Origin of the sequence: Palleronia marisminoris, from assembly GCF_900172315.1 — a bacterium.
GTDB classification, from domain to species: domain Bacteria; phylum Pseudomonadota; class Alphaproteobacteria; order Rhodobacterales; family Rhodobacteraceae; genus Palleronia; species Palleronia marisminoris.
This window is the reverse complement of the sequence record NZ_FWFV01000011.1, coordinates 68,594-84,838: the sequence shown is the minus strand read 5'-3', so window position 1 is coordinate 84,838 and position 16,245 is coordinate 68,594. Positions and strand designations below refer to the sequence as shown.

Below are 16,245 nucleotides of genomic sequence, written 5' to 3'. Positions count from 1 at the left end.
TAGGCGCGGAAGTCACCGAAATACTTGGTGATCGCAGCCGTCAGCGTCGTCTTGCCGTGGTCAACGTGGCCGATCGTGCCGATGTTCACGTGCGGCTTGTTGCGTTCGAATTTTGCCTTCGCCATGGAGGCCTCCTGTTATCTTTGGATGCGAGCCGGCGATGCCGGCCCGCGGTGTCCGTGGGTTAAGCGTACTTCGCCTGGATCTCTTCCGAGATATTCTGCGGCACCGGCTCGTAGTGGTCGAACTGCATCGTGAACTGCGCGCGGCCCGAGGACATCGAGCGCAGGTTGTTGATGTAGCCGAACATGTTGGCCAGCGGAACGAACGCATCGATCACGATCGCGACGCCGCGGGGTTCCTGGCCCTGCACCTGACCGCGCCGCGAAGTGAGGTCGCCGATGACGTTGCCGGTATACTCTTCCGGGGTCACGACCTCGACCTTCATGATCGGCTCCAGCAGCTGCGCGCCGGCCTTGCGAAGGCCTTCACGCATGCACATCCGCGACGCGATCTCGAACGCCAGCACCGACGAGTCGACGTCGTGGTACTTGCCGTCAACCAGCGCGACCTTGAAGTCGATGACCGGGAATCCGGCGATCGGACCGGAGTCCATGACCGACTTGATGCCCTTCTCGACGCCCGGAACGTATTCCTTCGGCACCGAACCACCGACGATGCGGCTCTCGAACGAGTAGCCTTCACCCGGCTCGGTCGGGCTGATCTCGAGCTGGACTTCGGCGAACTGACCCGAACCACCCGACTGCTTCTTGTGCGTGTAGGTGTGGTTGATCTTCTGCTTGATCGTCTCGCGATAGGCGACCTGCGGCGCACCGATATTCGCCTCGACCTTGAACTCCCGCTTGAGGCGGTCGACCAGGATGTCGAGGTGAAGTTCGCCCATGCCCTTCATGATCGTCTGGCCCGACTCGATGTCGGTTTCGACGCGGAAGGACGGATCCTCGGCGGCAAGACGCTGGAGACCGGCGGACATCTTCTCCTGGTCGGCCTTCGTCTTGGGCTCGACCGCGATCTCGATGACGGGATCGGGGAAGGTCATGGTTTCCAGAACGACCTGCTTTTGCGGATCGGACAGGGTGTCACCGGTCGTCGTGTCCTTCAGACCAGCCAACGCGATGATGTCCCCGGAACCGGCCCATTCGATCTCTTCGCGGGAGTTCGAGTGCATCATCATCATCCGGCCGACGCGCTCGCGCTTGCCCTTGGTGGTGTTGAGCACCGAGCTGCCCTTCTCGAGCAGGCCCGAGTAGATGCGCGTGAAGGTCAGCGTACCGACGAAGGGGTCGTTCATGATCTTGAACGCGAGGCCGGCAAAGGGCTGATCGTCGCCAGGACGACGTTCAATGTTGCGCGTCTCGGTCTCGTCATCCGGCGAGAAGCCCATGTAGGGCGGCACGTCGAGGGGGCCCGGCAGATAGTCGATGACCGCGTTCAGCAGGGGCTGGACGCCCTTGTTCTTGAACGCCGAGCCGGCCAGAACCGGAACGAAGGACAGTGACAGCGTCGCACGGCGGATCAACTCACGCAGCTTCGGCTGGTCAGGTTCCTGACCCTCCAGATACGCTTCCATGGCCTCGTCATCAATTTCGACGGCAGCCTCGATGAGCGTCCCGCGCCATTCCTCGGCTTGGTCCTTCAGGTCCTCACGAATGTCGCGGACGACCCAAGATGCGCCAAGATCTTCACCTTCCCAGACCCACTCCTTCATGGTCACGAGGTCGATGATGCCCTCGAGCTGGTCCTCGGAGCCGATTGGCAGCTGGATCGGCACGGCGTTGGCGCCGGTGCGGTCCTTGATCATCGTGACGCAGTTGAAGAAGTCGGCGCCGATCTTGTCCATCTTGTTGACGAACACGATGCGCGGCACCTTGTAGCGGTCGGCCTGGCGCCAGACAGTCTCGGTCTGGGGCTCGACGCCGGCGTTGGCGTCGAGAACGCAGATCGCGCCGTCGAGCACGGCGAGCGAACGCTCGACCTCAATGGTGAAGTCGACGTGGCCCGGGGTGTCTATGATGTTGAACCGGAACTTGGCCTCCTGCGGCGTATTGCCGTAGATGCCCGTGGGGTTCTCGCCATCTTCGGTGCGGAACCAGAACGTGGTAGTCGCAGCCGAGGTGATAGTGATCCCGCGTTCCTGCTCCTGCTCCATCCAGTCCATGGTGGCGGCGCCATCATGGACTTCGCCGAGCTTGTGCGACTTGCCGGTGTAGAAAAGGACGCGCTCGGTGCAGGTTGTCTTGCCGGCATCGATGTGGGCCATGATGCCGAAGTTACGGTAGCGGTCGAGCGGATATTCGCGTGCCATTGGTAGAAATCCTCAGGCTAGGGGTTACCAGCGGTAGTGGCTGAACGCCTTGTTGGCGTCGGCCATCTTGTGCGTGTCTTCGCGCTTCTTCACCGCGGTACCGCGATTCTGGACGGCGTCGATCATCTCGGCGGCCAGACGCTCTTCCATGGTGTTCTCGTTGCGCTTGCGGCAGGCGTCGATCAGCCAGCGGATCGCGAGTGCCTCGCGGCGCTCGGGGCGGACTTCGACGGGAACCTGGTAGGTCGCACCACCAACGCGGCGCGAGCGGACCTCGACCGACGGCTTGATGTTGTCGAGACCCTCGTGGAACACCTCGATCGGGGAGCGCTTCAGCTTGCCCTCGACGCGATCGAACGCGTTGTAGACGATACCCTCGGCGACGGACTTCTTGCCGTCGTACATCAGGTTGTTCATGAATTTGGTGACCACCCGGTCGCCATACTTGGCGTCGGGGAGGATTTCGCGCTTCTCGGCAGCGTGACGGCGGGACATGGGCTGTTCCTCTTACTTCGGGCGCTTGGCGCCATACTTCGACCGGCGCTGCTTGCGGTCCTTGACGCCCTGCGTGTCGAGCACGCCGCGAAGGATGTGATAGCGCACGCCCGGAAGGTCTTTCACACGACCGCCGCGGATCAGGACCACCGAGTGCTCCTGCAGGTTGTGGCTCTCGCCCGGAATGTAGCTGATGACCTCGTAGCCATTGGTCAGGCGCACCTTGGCGACCTTCCGCATGGCCGAGTTCGGCTTCTTCGGCGTGGTGGTATAGACGCGGGTGCAGACGCCCCGCTTCTGCGGGCACTGCTCGAGATGCAGCGACTTCGAGCGTTTGACTTTCGGCTGCCGCGGCTTGCGGATCAGCTGTTGGATCGTTGGCATTCCGGTTTCATTCCCCGTGTTGCAACACTTGTTCGTTTCGAGTGGGGCGCGCGCACCCCGGTTCATCTTCTGATGCGCCGGGCGCGTCCGCCAAACGCAAACGCCGCATTGGGCCCTCGTCGGCCCACGCGGCTGGTTTCCAGAGGATCGGAGCCTTTCAGCCCGGATCGTGACCACTTCCATCAATTTAAGCCCCGGCCCGGGGCAAGCCCGGTCGCACGGTTGGCGCCGTATAAATGGCGAGTCGGGGAGTGTCAACAGAGCCCCAAGCGCCCTAGTGGTGTAGCGCCTAGATGGGCAACCACCGAGCAGTTTGCAACCTGGCCTGGCTTCATTCCAAGGCCACGACCCGACGACCGCCGATCTTCTGCACACACGACAGAGGCCCCGCCGAAACGGGGCCTCTTCTAATCTTCTCGAACGATTGCCGGCCCTATTCGTCCCGGCTCTCGTCCACTTCGATCACGTCCACGTCCGAGCTCAGCGCCTCGTCGGACGGCGCGGCAAGCGCGGCGGCCTGTTCGGCCTCGGCTTGAGCGGTCTTCAGCACCTTCAGGTCCCGTTCGGCAGCGATGCGGCGGACGCGCTGCGTCGCACCACCGGTACCGGCGGGGATCAGGCGGCCAACGATGACGTTCTCCTTCAGGCCCACCAGCTTGTCGCGCTTGCCCTGGACCGAAGCCTCGGTCAGCACGCGGGTGGTCTCCTGGAAGGACGCGGCCGAGATGAACGACCGGGTCTGCAGCGACGCCTTGGTGATGCCGAGGAGGATCGGTTCGCCCTGAGCCGGACGGCCGCCCTTCTTCATCGCCTTCTCGTTCGCCTCGTCGAACTCGACCTTGTCGACATGCTCGCCCTTGAGGAGTGTCGTGTCACCGCTGTCCTGAATCTCCCACTTCTGGAGCATCTGGCGCACGATGACCTCGATATGCTTGTCGTTGATCTTCACGCCCTGCAGTCGATAGACGTCCTGCACCTCGTCGATCATGTAATCGGCCAACGCCTCGACACCCATGATGGCCAGGATGTCATGGGGCGCCGGGTTGCCATCCATGATGTAGTCGCCCTTCTGGATGAAATCTCCTTCGGCGACAGGGATGTGCTTGCCCTTCGGCACCATGTACTCGATCGGCTCGGCGCCCTCTTCCGTCGGCACGATCGCGATCCGGCGCTTGTTCTTGTAGTCGCGCCCGAACTTCACGTGACCGTCGGCCTCGGCGATGATCGCGTGATCCTTGGGACGACGTGCCTCGAAGAGTTCGGCCACACGCGGCAGACCACCGGTGATGTCCTTCGTCTTCGCACCTTCCCGCGGAATACGCGCGACCACGTCACCCGCCTTCACATCCTGCCCGTCTTCGATCGACAGGATCGCGTCCACCGACATGGTGTAGGTGATCGGGTTGCCCTGATCGTTGCGCAGAGGCTCGCCGTTCTCGTCCGCAAGCACGATCTCGGGCTTGAGATCGGACCCCTTGGGCGCAGAACGCCAGTCGGTGACGATCTTCTGCGTCATGCCGGTCGCATCGTCGGTCTCGTCGCGCACCGAGATGCCCGTGATGAGATCGACGAACTTCGCACGACCGGTCGCTTCGGCGATGATCGGCAGGGTGTAGGGGTCCCACTCGAAGAGCTTGTCGCCCCGCTTGACGTCGGCCCCGTCCTTGACGTGCATCGTGGTGCCGTAGCCCAGCTTGTGCGATGCGCGTTCGACGCCGTGCTCGTCGATGATCACCAGGGTCATGTTGCGGCCCATGATGATCACGTTGCCTGCAGCATCGGTCAGCGTGTTGGCATTGCGGTACTCCGCCTTGCCGTCGAAGCCCGACTCCTGGAACGACTGCTGGCTACCTTGGGCGACGCCGCCGATGTGGAAGGTCCGCATCGTCAGCTGGGTGCCGGGCTCACCGATCGACTGTGCCGCAATGATGCCCACGGCTTCACCCATATTCACCATCGTACCGCGTGCCAGATCGCGTCCATAGCACATGGCGCAGACGCCCTCTTCGCTCTCGCAGGTCAGCGGCGAACGCATGCGGGCCTCGGGGATCCGAAGCTCGTCGACCATGTCGGCCATCCGCTCGTCAATCAGCTGGCCAGCCTTGATGACGACCTCGTCATTGGCCGGGTTCACCACATCGTCGGCCGCAACGCGACCCAGGACGCGCTCTGCCAGCGTCGCCACGACTTCACCGTCATTGACGGCTGCGCGCATGGTCACGGCGCGGTCGGTGCCGCAATCGTGCTCGCGGATGATGCAGTCCTGCGCCACGTCGACGAGACGACGGGTCAGGTAACCCGAGTTCGCCGTCTTGAGCGCGGTGTCCGACAGACCCTTCCGGGCACCGTGGGTCGAGTTGAAGTACTCGAGCACGGTCAGGCCTTCCTTGAAGTTCGAGATGATCGGCGTCTCGATGATCTCGCCCGAGGGCTTGGCCATCAGGCCGCGCATCCCGCCCAGCTGCTTCATCTGCGTGACCGAGCCCCGCGCACCCGAGTGGGCCATCATGTAGACCGAGTTCGGCTCGTTCTCCGCGCCGTCGGCGTCGGTCCCGGGCTCCGAGATGGTCTTCATCATCGCCTCGGTGACCTTGTCGTTGCACTTCGACCAGGCGTCCACGACCTTGTTGTACTTTTCGCCCTGAGTGATCAGGCCGTCCATGTACTGCTGTTCGAAGTCCTTCACCTGCTCACGGGTGGCCTCGACGATCGGCCACTTCGTGTCGGGGATGACCATGTCGTCCTTGCCGAACGAGATGCCGGCCTTGAACGCTTCGCGGAAGCCCGTGGTCATGATTTGATCGCAGAAGATGACCGACTCCTTCTGACCGCAATAGCGGTAGACGGTGTCGATGATCTGCTGGACTTCCTTCTTCCGCAGAAGACGGTTGACCAGATCGAAGGGGGCCTTTGCGTTCAGCGGCAGAAGCGCCCCCAGGCGCATGCGGCCCGGCGTGGTCTCGAACCGCTTCACGACTTCTTCGCCCGTGTCCGCGTCGATCTGCTTCATCCGCGCCTGGACCTTGGCGTGCATGTGCACCACGCCCGCGTCGAGCGCGTGCTGCACCTCGTCCACGGACGAGAAGACCATGCCCTCGCCCTTCATGCCCTCGCGCTGCATCGTGATGTAGTAGAGGCCGAGGATCATGTCCTGCGACGGCACGATGATCGGCGCGCCGTTGGCGGGCGACAGCACGTTGTTCGTGGACATCATCAGGACGCGCGCTTCAAGCTGGGCTTCCAGCGAAAGCGGAACGTGGACGGCCATCTGGTCACCGTCGAAGTCGGCGTTGAACGCCGAGCAGACGAGCGGGTGCAGCTGGATCGCCTTGCCTTCGATCAGGATCGGCTCGAACGCCTGGATGCCAAGACGGTGCAGGGTCGGCGCCCGGTTCAGAAGGACCGGGTGCTCGCGGATGACCTCATCGAGGATGTCCCAGACCTCGGGGCGCTCTTTCTCGACCAGCTTCTTGGCCTGCTTGACGGTGGACGAATAGCCCTTCGCCTCGAGCCGCGAGTAGATGAACGGCTTGAACAGCTCGAGCGCCATCTTCTTCGGCAGGCCGCACTGGTGCAGCTTCAGCTCGGGGCCGGTCACGATAACCGAACGGCCCGAGAAGTCGACCCGCTTGCCCAGAAGGTTCTGGCGGAAGCGGCCCTGCTTGCCCTTGAGCATGTCCGACAGCGACTTCAGCGGGCGCTTGTTGGCACCCGTGATGACGCGGCCGCGGCGGCCGTTGTCGAACAGCGCGTCGACGGATTCCTGCAGCATCCGCTTTTCGTTGCGGATGATGATGTCCGGCGCGCGCAGCTCGATCAGCCGCTTGAGGCGGTTGTTCCGGTTGATGACGCGGCGATACAGGTCGTTCAGGTCCGAGGTCGCGAAGCGGCCGCCGTCCAGCGGCACCAGCGGGCGCAGCTCGGGCGGGATGACCGGGATCACCGTCATGACCATCCATTCGGGACGGTTGCCGGATTCTAGGAAGCTCTCGACGATCTTCAAGCGCTTGATGATCTTCTTAGGCTTCAGCTCGCCGGTGGCTTCCTTGAGCTCTTCGCGCAGACGGTCGGCCTCGGCTTCAAGGTCGATCATCGCCAGCATTTCACGGATGGCCTCGGCACCGATATTGGCGGTGAAGGCGTCCATGCCATACTGGTCCTGCGCGTCCATGAACTCTTCTTCGGTCATCATCTGACCGTAGGTGAGGTCCGTCAGGCCGGGCTCGATCACGACGTAGTTCTCGAAGTAGAGAACCCGCTCGAGGTCGCGCAGCGTCATGTCCAGCATGAGGCCGATGCGCGAGGGCAGCGACTTCAGGAACCAGATGTGGGCGCAGGGCGCGGCCAGTTCGATGTGGCCCATGCGCTCGCGGCGGACCTTCTGCAGCGTCACTTCCACGCCGCATTTCTCGCAGACGATGCCGCGATATTTCATCCGCTTGTACTTGCCGCACAGGCACTCGTAGTCCTTCACCGGCCCGAAGATGCGGGCGCAGAACAGGCCGTCGCGCTCGGGCTTGAAGGTCCGGTAGTTGATCGTCTCGGGCTTCTTGATCTCGCCGAAGGACCAGCTGAGAATCCGCTCGGGGCTGGCCAGGGACACCTTGATCTCGTCAAAGGTCTTCGGCGCCGCCAGGGGCGAAAACGGGTTGGTGGTAAGTTCCTGGTTCATGTTCCGTCCTTAAGAATACGGGTGCGTCAAAGGGATGGGGCCGGCGTCGCACCGGCCCCGGAGCAGGTCACTCGGCGTCTTCGCCTTCCTGCTCCTCCTCTTCGGCATCCAGGAGTTCCATGTTGAGGCCCAGGCCGCGGACCTCCTTGACGAGCACGTTGAACGATTCCGGCACGCCGGCCTCGAAATTGTCCTCGCCCTTGACGATGCTCTCGTAGACCTTGGTCCGGCCGGCGACGTCGTCCGACTTCACCGTCAGCATCTCCTGCAAGGTGTAGGCCGCGCCGTACGCTTCCAGCGCCCAGACCTCCATCTCGCCGAAGCGCTGTCCGCCGAACTGCGCCTTACCGCCCAGCGGCTGCTGGGTCACAAGGCTGTACGGTCCCGTCGAACGCGCGTGGATCTTGTCGTCCACCAAGTGGTGCAGCTTGAGGAGATACTTGACCCCCACCGTCACCTTCCGGCTGAACTCCTCGCCCGTGCGGCCATCGAACAGACGCGACTGGCCCGACGTATCGAAGCCCGCACGGCTGAGCGAGTCGTTCACGTCGGCCTCTTTCGCGCCATCGAAGACCGGCGTGGCGATCGGGACACCGCGCCTGACGTTGTCCGCCGCTTCAAGCAGCATGTCGTCCTCGAACGCAGCTTCGTCCATCACCTCGTCGCCATAGGCGATCTTCATCGCCTCGCGCACGGGGGTCAGATCGCCGTTGCGGCGGTAGTCATCGAGTGCATCGTCGATCTTCAGGCCAAGGCTGCGCGCAGCCCAGCCCATATGCGTCTCAAGGATCTGACCGACGTTCATCCGCGACGGCACGCCGAGCGGGTTCAGAACGAAGTCCACCGGCGTCCCATCTTCGAGGAACGGCATGTCCTCCATCGGAACGACGCGCGAGATGACGCCCTTGTTGCCGTGACGGCCGGCCATCTTGTCGCCCGGCTGAAGCTTGCGCTTCACCGCCACGAAGACCTTGACCATCTTCATGACGCCCGGCGGCAGGTCGTCGCCACGACGGACCTTCTCGACCTTGTCCTCGAAACGGGCGTCGAGGGCACGCTTCTGCGCCTCGTACTGCTCGTTCAGGGCCTCCATGATCTTGGCGTCGTCCTCGTCTTCGAGGGCAAGCTGCCACCACTGACCCTTGGACAGTTGCCCGTCCAGAAGCTCCTCGGTGATTTGGGTGTTGGGCTTCACGCCCTTCGGTCCCTTCACCGCCAGCTTGCCGAGGATCAACTCGCGCAGACGGGCGTAGATGTTCCGATCGAGGATCGCGAGTTCGTCGTCGCGGTCACGCGACAGGCGCTCGATCTCTTCACGCTCGATCTGAACCGCACGCTCGTCTTTCTCGACACCGTGCCGGTTGAACACGCGAACTTCCACGACCGTCCCGTAGTCGCCCGGGGGCAGACGGAGGGAGGTGTCGCGCACGTCCGAGGCCTTCTCGCCGAAGATGGCGCGCAGAAGCTTCTCTTCCGGCGTCATCGGGCTTTCGCCCTTGGGCGTGATCTTACCGACAAGGATATCCGCCGGTCCGACTTCGGCACCGATATAGACGATACCCGCCTCGTCGAGGTTGCGCAGGGCTTCCTCGCCGACGTTCGGGATGTCGCGGGTGATCTCTTCCGGCCCGAGCTTGGTGTCACGCGCAGCGACCTCGAACTCCTCGATATGGATCGAGGTGAACACGTCGTCGCGGGTGATCCGCTCGGAGATCAGGATCGAGTCTTCGTAGTTGTAGCCGTTCCAGGGCATGAACGCGACGACCACGTTCTTGCCGAGGGCCAGTTCGCCCATGTCAGTCGAGGGACCATCGGCGATGACCTCGGCCTTGCTTACAGTGTCGCCCACCTTCACCAGCGGACGCTGGTTGATGCAGGTGTTCTGGTTCGACCGCTGGAACTTGCGCAGACGGTAGATATCCACGCCAGCGTCGCCGAGCTCGAGATCCTCGGTGGCACGGACAACGATACGCGTCGCGTCCACCTGGTCGATCACGCCGGCCCGGCGCGCGGTGATCGCCGCACCCGAGTCACGCGCCACGCGCTCTTCCATGCCGGTGCCGACCAGCGGCGCCTCGGCGCGCAGAAGCGGAACCGCCTGGCGCTGCATGTTCGAGCCCATCAGCGCGCGGTTGGCGTCGTCATTCTCGAGGAACGGGATCAGCGCGGCCGCGACCGAAACCAGCTGCTTGGGCGACACGTCGATCAGGTCGACGCTCTCGTTCGGCGCAAGGGTGTAATCGCCCGACTGACGGGTCGAGACGAACTCCTGGATGAACTTGCCGCCCTCATCGAGCTGCGCGTTCGCCTGGGCGACCGTGTGACGCATCTCTTCGGTGGCGGACATGTAGTGAACCTCGTCGGTCACCTGTCCGTCCGTCACGACCCGATACGGGGTCTCGATGAAGCCGTACTTGTTCACCCGCGCAAAGGTCGCGAGGCTGTTGATCAGGCCGATGTTCGGGCCTTCCGGCGTCTCGATCGGGCACATCCTGCCGTAGTGGGTCGGGTGCACGTCGCGCACCTCGAAGCCGGCACGCTCACGGGTCAGACCGCCCGGCCCGAGCGCCGAGAGACGACGCTTGTGCGTCACTTCCGACAGCGGGTTGGTCTGGTCCATGAACTGCGACAGCTGCGACGAGCCGAAGAACTCGCGCACCGCGGCAGCCGCGGGCTTCGCGTTGATCAGGTCCTGCGGCATGACCGTGTCGATTTCGACCGAGGACATGCGCTCCTTGATGGCGCGCTCCATCCGCAGCAGGCCGACACGGTACTGGTTCTCCATCAGCTCGCCGACCGAGCGCACCCGGCGGTTGCCGAGGTGGTCGATGTCGTCGATCTCGCCGCGGCCGTCACGCAGATCGACCAGCGCCTTGATGCACGAGATGATGTCTTCCTTGCGCAGCGTACGCTGCGTGTCGTCGGCATCAAGATCAAGGCGCATGTTCATCTTGACCCGGCCGACGGCCGAGAGGTCGTAGCGCTCGGAATCGAAGAACAGCGAGTCGAACAGGTTCGACGCGGCTTCGACGGTGGGCGGCTCGCCCGGACGCATTACGCGGTAGATGTCCATGAGCGCGGTGTCGCGGCCCATGTTCTTGTCCTGCGCCATGGTGTTGCGCATGTACGGGCCGACATTGATGTTGTCGATGTCGAGCACCGGGATGTCGGTGATGCCGTTGTCCAGCAGCTCCTTCAGCGTCCCGCCGGTCACTTCGCCCGTCTTGTCGATCTCCCAGGTCAGCTCATCGCCGGCCTCGACGAAGATCGCGCCGGTTTCCTCGTCGATGATATCGCGCGCGACGTAACGGCCGACGATGCTGTCGAAGGGCACGAGCAGCTCTGTGACCTTGCCTTCGTCCTTCAGCTGCTTGACGGTCCGCGGCGTGACTTTCTGGCCGGCCTCGGCGATCACTTCGCCGGTTTCGGCATCCACGAGGTCATGCGTCGGGCGGGTGCCGCGCACGCGGTCGGGGAAGAACTTGGTCGCCCAGCCCTTGTTCTTAACCTGACGGAAAGAAACCTCGTCATAGTAGCTCTGCATGATGCCTTCCTGGTCGAGACCAAGGGCATACAGAAGGGTCGTCACCGGCAGTTTCCGGCGACGGTCGATGCGCGCGAAGACAAGGTCCTTGGCGTCGAATTCGAAATCGAGCCAGGAGCCACGATAGGGAATGATGCGGCACGCGAAGAGAAGCTTGCCCGAGGAGTGGGTCTTGCCCTTGTCGTGATCGAAGAAAACGCCGGGGGAACGGTGCATCTGGGAAACGATGACCCGCTCGGTGCCGTTCACGATGAAGGTGCCGTTCTGCGTCATCAGGGGCATGTCGCCCATGAAGACGTCCTGCTCCTTGATGTCCTTGACCGACTTGGCGCCGGTATCTTCGTCCACATCGAACACGATCAGGCGCAGGGTGACCTTCAGCGGCGCGCTGTAGGTCATGTCGCGCTGCTGGCATTCCTCGACGTCGTATTTCGGCTTCTCGAGCTCGTAACCCACGAATTCGAGGACGGCAGTCTCGTTAAAGTCCTTGATCGGGAAGACAGACTGGAAAACGCCCTTGATCCCGTCGCCGTCGAGCGGCTCGTCGCCCTCGCCGGATTTCAGGAACAGGTCGTAGCTGGCCTTCTGGACCTCGATGAGGTTCGGCATCTCAAGGACTTCCTTGATCTTGCCGTAATACTTCCGAAGACGCTTCTGGCCGAGGTAGCTGGTCGCCATGTAGAGTGCACCTTTTCTCTTCGCAGATGCGCGACCCCTGGGGAAAGGCCGGACATCCGGGCGAAACGGGGGGGCCGGATCCATACCTGGTCGTCCTCCCACAGACGACCGCCCGATCCGGCACCGCACCTGGGGAAAAGCCCGAAGGCCCTTGCCGAGACGCGGTAGGCCGACCCCGGATGAACCGGGGTCGGCCACGTTACATAGGAAGGGATGCGCTCACGCGCACCCCTGCCCGATCACTTGAGCTCGATTTCGGCGCCAGCCGCTTCGAGCTTCGATTTGATCTCTTCGGCCTCGGCCTTGTCGACGCCTTCCTTGACGGCTTTGCCGCCGGCTTCGACCAGTTCCTTGGCTTCCTTGAGGCCCAGGCCGGTGATGGCGCGGACTTCCTTGATCACGTTGATCTTCTGAGCGCCGGCGCTCTTCAGGATCACGTCGAACTCGGTCTGCTCCTCGGCAGCGGCACCACCGGCGCCATCGGCCGGGCCCGCCATCATCACGGCGCCGCCAGCGGCGGGCTCGATGTCGTACTCGTCCTTGAGGATTTGCTTCAGTTCCTGCGCTTCCAGAAGCGTCAGGTTTACGATTTGCTCGGCAAGAGCTTTAAGATCAGCCATTGTCTCGTTTCCGTTCAGTCAGATGGGTTCCAACGTCGCGACTTTCAAGCCGCGTGGGTCTCGCGAAGATCAGGCGGCTTCCGCCTTCTCCTCGATGGTCGACAGGATGCTCGCGATGTTCGAAGCAGGCGCCCCGATCGCACCGGCGATGTTCGACGCAGGCGCACCAATGCAGCTGACAACCTGAGCAATAAGCTCGTCACGGCTGGGCAGCTTGGCAACGCTCACGACACCGGCGGTGTCCAGCTTCGTCTCGCCCATGGCGCCGCCGAGAATCACGAACTTCTGATTCTCCTTGGCGTACTCGTCCGCCACCTTGGCCGCAGCCACGGGGTCTTCCGAGTAGGACAGGACAGTCTGGCCCAGCAGGTACTCCGAGATGTCAGCCATCTCGGTGTTCTGCAGGGCGATCTTGGCGAGCCTGTTCTTGGCGACGCGAACGGAGCCTCCGACAGCACGCATGCGCGCCCGAAGATCCTGCATCTCGGCAACCGTGAGGCCCTGGTAGTGCGAGACCACCACGACGCCAGAGCTTTCGAAGATCTGGCCGAGTTCCTCGACCACTTTCTCTTTCTGGGCTCTATCCACAGTTTCACTCCAAGTTTGGAGGGCGACCCCTCCGGCTCAGTCCGACCGGGGAGGCCCCGGCCATGCGGTCCGAACGGGTCGTCGCATCCCTGTGGTAGCCGCGGGAACGGCCCCGAGAGAATGTCTCTTCCCGTCTCAGGCAGGAATTACCGGATCGCTCCGACCCACCGTCTCGGACGAAATGACGGGCCACACGAATCGAGTGGCCTTCCATCCGGGGTCCCTATAGGTGTGGCGCGGGAAATGGAAGGGGGTGCCGCGTCTTTACTCGATCCCGGCCTTCGATCGGGCGGCGACCCGTGCGGCCAGAGCGAGCATCGCCGTGGCCAGGATCATCTCGCCGCCGTCTTCCACGGTGCCGAACACCCACTGCAGGCGGTCAGAGGTCATTTCGTGCACCACGTCGAAGCCGACCCCGACCCCCGCCAGAAGGGCAGCAAGCAGAGTGAAGGTCATGATCATCGGGCGCCCCACGCCGCCCGGACGCATCCAGGCGACGACGATGCACGCCAGACAGACAACGCCCAAGCCGGCCAACACGATCAACTCGCCGACGCCGTCCGGCGGCACCCCCGAGATGCCCGTCAGGTCGAGGGCCGACGCGACGAGCTCGCCCAGCTGCTCATGGATCTGCGCCGCGTCATCGAGGAACAGAAGTCCTGCGAAAAGCCCCAGCGCAGCCGCGGCTATGCTTCCACTTCGGCGCGCGGCGCGGAACAGCACAATGCTCATCGCGAGCCACTGGAAATAGATGAAGAAGCTGGGAAGGCTACTTTCGCTCTCGAGGTTCAGCATCGAATGCATCTTGCCGACGCCCGCCAGCTCGGCCAAGCGTAGCGTGACGTAGATCGCGATGAACACCGCATCGGCGGCCAGACAATAGAGGAACAGGCGCGAACGCCACATGGTCATCAACCCGACTGAGAATGAGCGGTGGCCAGTATGACGTTCCGATGACGAAAACGCGAGGGGCCCTCCCAGTTCCGCCACGGCACCAGCTGAGAGCCTGAGAAGGCGGAGCCGGGAGGGGCAGCTTTCCCGGAATCTCCTGCACGACCATCCCAAACGAGAAAGGGCGGGCCACCTGGCCCGCCCTCTTGGAACAACTTCTAGCCGAAGGTCACTCGTTGCCGGTGGCCGACACGACATTGACGGTCACGCCACGACCCATGGTCGAGGACAGGGCGACCTGCTTCATGTAGGTGCCCTTGGCACCCGTCGGCCGGGCCTTGGACACCGCATCCACGAAGGCGCGGACGTTTCGCGCCAGATCCTCGTCCGAGAACGACGCCTTGCCAATGCCGGCATGTACGACGCCAGCCTTCTCGGCGCGGAACTGCACCTGACCGCCCTTGGCGGCCTCGACGGCCTCTTTCACGTCCATAGTCACCGTGCCGACCTTGGGGTTCGGCATCAGGTTTCGCGGGCCGAGGATCTTGCCCAGACGGCCGACGATCGGCATCATGTCCGGAGTCGCGATGCAGCGGTCGAAGTTGATCTGACCGTTCTGGATCTGCTCCATCAGGTCCTCGGCTCCGACGATGTCCGCACCGGCTGACTGCGCTTCCTCGGCCTTGGCACCGCGGGCGAAGACGGCCACGCGGACGGTCTTGCCGGTTCCGGCGGGCAAGTTCACCGTGCCGCGGACCATCTGGTCGGCGTGGCGCGGGTCGATCCCGAGGTTCAGCGCGATTTCCACCGTCTCGTCGAATTTAGCGGTCGCGTTCGACTTGATCAGCGCGACGGCATCCTCGACCGAGATGTTTTCCTTGCCCTCGACCGAGGCGGCCTGGGCTTTCTGGCGTTTGGTCAGCTTGGCCATTACTTCACCTCAATGCCCATGGAGCGGGCGGAGCCCAGGATGATCTGCATCGCGTCCTCGACGGAGTTCGCGTTCAGATCGCGCATCTTCGCCTCGGCGATCTCGCGGACCTGCTTGGCGGTCACCTGACCGACAGTCTCGCGCGAGGGCGTCTTGGCGCCCGACGTCACGCCGGCGGCCTTCTTGAGGTAATAAGACGCGGGCGGCGTCTTGATTTCCATCGTGAAGGACTTGTCCTGGTAATAGGTGATCACGGTGGGGCAAGGCGCACCCTGCTCCATGTCCTGCGTCTTGGCGTTGAACGCCTTGCAGAACTCCATGATGTTGATGCCGCGCTGACCCAGCGCCGGGCCGACGGGCGGAGAGGGATTTGCCTGCCCCGCCTTCACCTGCAGCTTCATGCTGCCGATCTTCTTCTTGGCCATGTGAGGCCTCCTTTGACATTCGCGGCGGGGATCATCCCCACCCTACATGCGCCCGAAAGCGCGGATGCCGTGGTTCGCCCCCGCAATGCGGGCGGCTCCCACGTCGAACGCTCAGATTTCCTTTGAAACCTGAGTGTATTCCAACTCGACCGGGGTGGCCCGGCCAAAGATCGAGACCGAGACCTTCAGGGTCTGATGCGCCTCGTCCACGTCCTCGACGGTGCCTTCGAACCCCTCGAACGGACCGTCGGTGACCTTCACCTTCTCGCCCGATTCGTAGCTGATTTCGATGCGCGGCGTATCTTCGCCTTCCTGGACGCGGCCCAGGATCGCCTCGACCTCGGCGTCGCGCATGGGCATCGGGCGCCCTTGCGGCCCGAGGAACCCGGTCACGCGGTTGATCTGGCTGATCAGGTGATATCCCTGATCCGACATTTCCATGTGCACGAGGACGTAGCCCGGCATGAAGCGCCGCTCGGTCGAGACCTTCTTGCCGCGACGCACCTCGATGACCTCTTCGGTCGGGACGAGCACCTCGTCGATCTGGTCCTCGAGGCCCTTCTCGGCGACCTCGGTGCGGATCTGTTCGGCGATCTTCTTTTCGAAGTTCGACAGAACGCTGACCGAATACCACCGCTTTGCCATCTGGCCCTGCCCTTCATGCTTGCATAACGCGCCCCAGACAAAAAAG

12 protein-coding genes are annotated in these 16,245 nt (G+C 63.3%); all 12 read right to left on the bottom strand.

The features are described 5' to 3' along the window. A partial coding sequence (locus PAM7066_RS15990) for a GTP-binding protein (protein ID WP_246799793.1) occupies window positions 1-125 on the bottom strand: 125 nt, incomplete at its 3' end. A gap of 59 nt (window positions 126-184) precedes the next feature. After that, window positions 185-2,326, bottom strand: coding sequence for an elongation factor G (gene fusA / locus PAM7066_RS15985; protein WP_085855222.1), 2,142 nt, complete (start codon window positions 2,324-2,326; stop codon window positions 185-187). A gap of 24 nt (window positions 2,327-2,350) precedes the next feature. After that, the gene (gene rpsG / locus PAM7066_RS15980) at window positions 2,351-2,821 is read right to left on the bottom strand and encodes a 30S ribosomal protein S7 (RefSeq protein ID WP_085855221.1); all 471 of its coding nucleotides are present in this window, start codon (window positions 2,819-2,821) and stop codon (window positions 2,351-2,353) included. Window positions 2,822-2,833: 12 nt separating this feature from the next. Then, window positions 2,834-3,205: a 30S ribosomal protein S12 gene (gene rpsL / locus PAM7066_RS15975; protein ID WP_085855220.1), complete on the bottom strand. Its 372-nt coding sequence runs from the start codon at window positions 3,203-3,205 to the stop codon at window positions 2,834-2,836. 433 nt (window positions 3,206-3,638) lie between these two features. Further along, on the bottom strand, window positions 3,639-7,877 hold the full coding sequence (gene rpoC / locus PAM7066_RS15970) for a DNA-directed RNA polymerase subunit beta' (RefSeq protein WP_085855219.1): 4,239 nt from the start codon (window positions 7,875-7,877) through the stop codon (window positions 3,639-3,641). A gap of 67 nt (window positions 7,878-7,944) precedes the next feature. Further along, on the bottom strand, window positions 7,945-12,099 hold the full coding sequence (rpoB, locus tag PAM7066_RS15965; protein WP_085855218.1) for a DNA-directed RNA polymerase subunit beta: 4,155 nt from the start codon (window positions 12,097-12,099) through the stop codon (window positions 7,945-7,947). Window positions 12,100-12,338: 239 nt separating this feature from the next. Next, window positions 12,339-12,719: a 50S ribosomal protein L7/L12 gene (gene rplL / locus PAM7066_RS15960; RefSeq protein ID WP_085855217.1), complete on the bottom strand. Its 381-nt coding sequence runs from the start codon at window positions 12,717-12,719 to the stop codon at window positions 12,339-12,341. 69 nt (window positions 12,720-12,788) lie between these two features. Continuing rightward, window positions 12,789-13,307 (bottom strand): 50S ribosomal protein L10, encoded by a 519-nt coding sequence (gene rplJ, locus PAM7066_RS15955; RefSeq protein ID WP_085855216.1) that lies wholly within the window; start codon window positions 13,305-13,307, stop codon window positions 12,789-12,791. Window positions 13,308-13,571: 264 nt separating this feature from the next. Beyond that, the gene (locus PAM7066_RS15950) at window positions 13,572-14,213 is read right to left on the bottom strand and encodes a DUF8692 domain-containing protein (protein WP_217808390.1); all 642 of its coding nucleotides are present in this window, start codon (window positions 14,211-14,213) and stop codon (window positions 13,572-13,574) included. 214 nt (window positions 14,214-14,427) lie between these two features. Beyond that, window positions 14,428-15,129, bottom strand: a complete 702-nt coding sequence (rplA, locus tag PAM7066_RS15945; protein ID WP_085855214.1) for a 50S ribosomal protein L1 — start codon at window positions 15,127-15,129, stop codon at window positions 14,428-14,430. Continuing rightward, a complete protein-coding gene (gene rplK, locus PAM7066_RS15940; protein WP_085855213.1) occupies window positions 15,129-15,554 on the bottom strand; it encodes a 50S ribosomal protein L11 in 426 nt (141 codons plus the stop codon). Before rplK ends, rplA begins: the two co-directional genes overlap by 1 nt. A gap of 111 nt (window positions 15,555-15,665) precedes the next feature. Beyond that, on the bottom strand, window positions 15,666-16,199 hold the full coding sequence (gene nusG / locus PAM7066_RS15935) for a transcription termination/antitermination protein NusG (protein ID WP_085855227.1): 534 nt from the start codon (window positions 16,197-16,199) through the stop codon (window positions 15,666-15,668). Window positions 16,200-16,245: the final 46 nt, after the last annotated feature.

Excerpts from the sequence above, each read along its gene's own strand:
- fusA (WP_085855222.1), bottom strand. The coding sequence starts at position 2,326 with ATGGCACGCGAATATCCGCTCGACCGCTACCGTAACTTCGGCATCATG.
- rpsG (WP_085855221.1), bottom strand. The coding sequence starts at position 2,821 with ATGTCCCGCCGTCACGCTGCCGAGAAGCGCGAAATCCTCCCCGACGCC.
- rpsL (WP_085855220.1), bottom strand. The coding sequence starts at position 3,205 with ATGCCAACGATCCAACAGCTGATCCGCAAGCCGCGGCAGCCGAAAGTC.
- rpoC (WP_085855219.1), bottom strand. The coding sequence starts at position 7,877 with ATGAACCAGGAACTTACCACCAACCCGTTTTCGCCCCTGGCGGCGCCG.
- rpoB (WP_085855218.1), bottom strand. The coding sequence starts at position 12,099 with ATGGCGACCAGCTACCTCGGCCAGAAGCGTCTTCGGAAGTATTACGGC.
- rplL (WP_085855217.1), bottom strand. The coding sequence starts at position 12,719 with ATGGCTGATCTTAAAGCTCTTGCCGAGCAAATCGTAAACCTGACGCTT.
- PAM7066_RS15950 (WP_217808390.1), bottom strand. The coding sequence starts at position 14,213 with ATGTGGCGTTCGCGCCTGTTCCTCTATTGTCTGGCCGCCGATGCGGTG.
- rplA (WP_085855214.1), bottom strand. The coding sequence starts at position 15,129 with ATGGCCAAGCTGACCAAACGCCAGAAAGCCCAGGCCGCCTCGGTCGAG.
- rplK (WP_085855213.1), bottom strand. The coding sequence starts at position 15,554 with ATGGCCAAGAAGAAGATCGGCAGCATGAAGCTGCAGGTGAAGGCGGGG.
- nusG (WP_085855227.1), bottom strand. The coding sequence starts at position 16,199 with ATGGCAAAGCGGTGGTATTCGGTCAGCGTTCTGTCGAACTTCGAAAAG.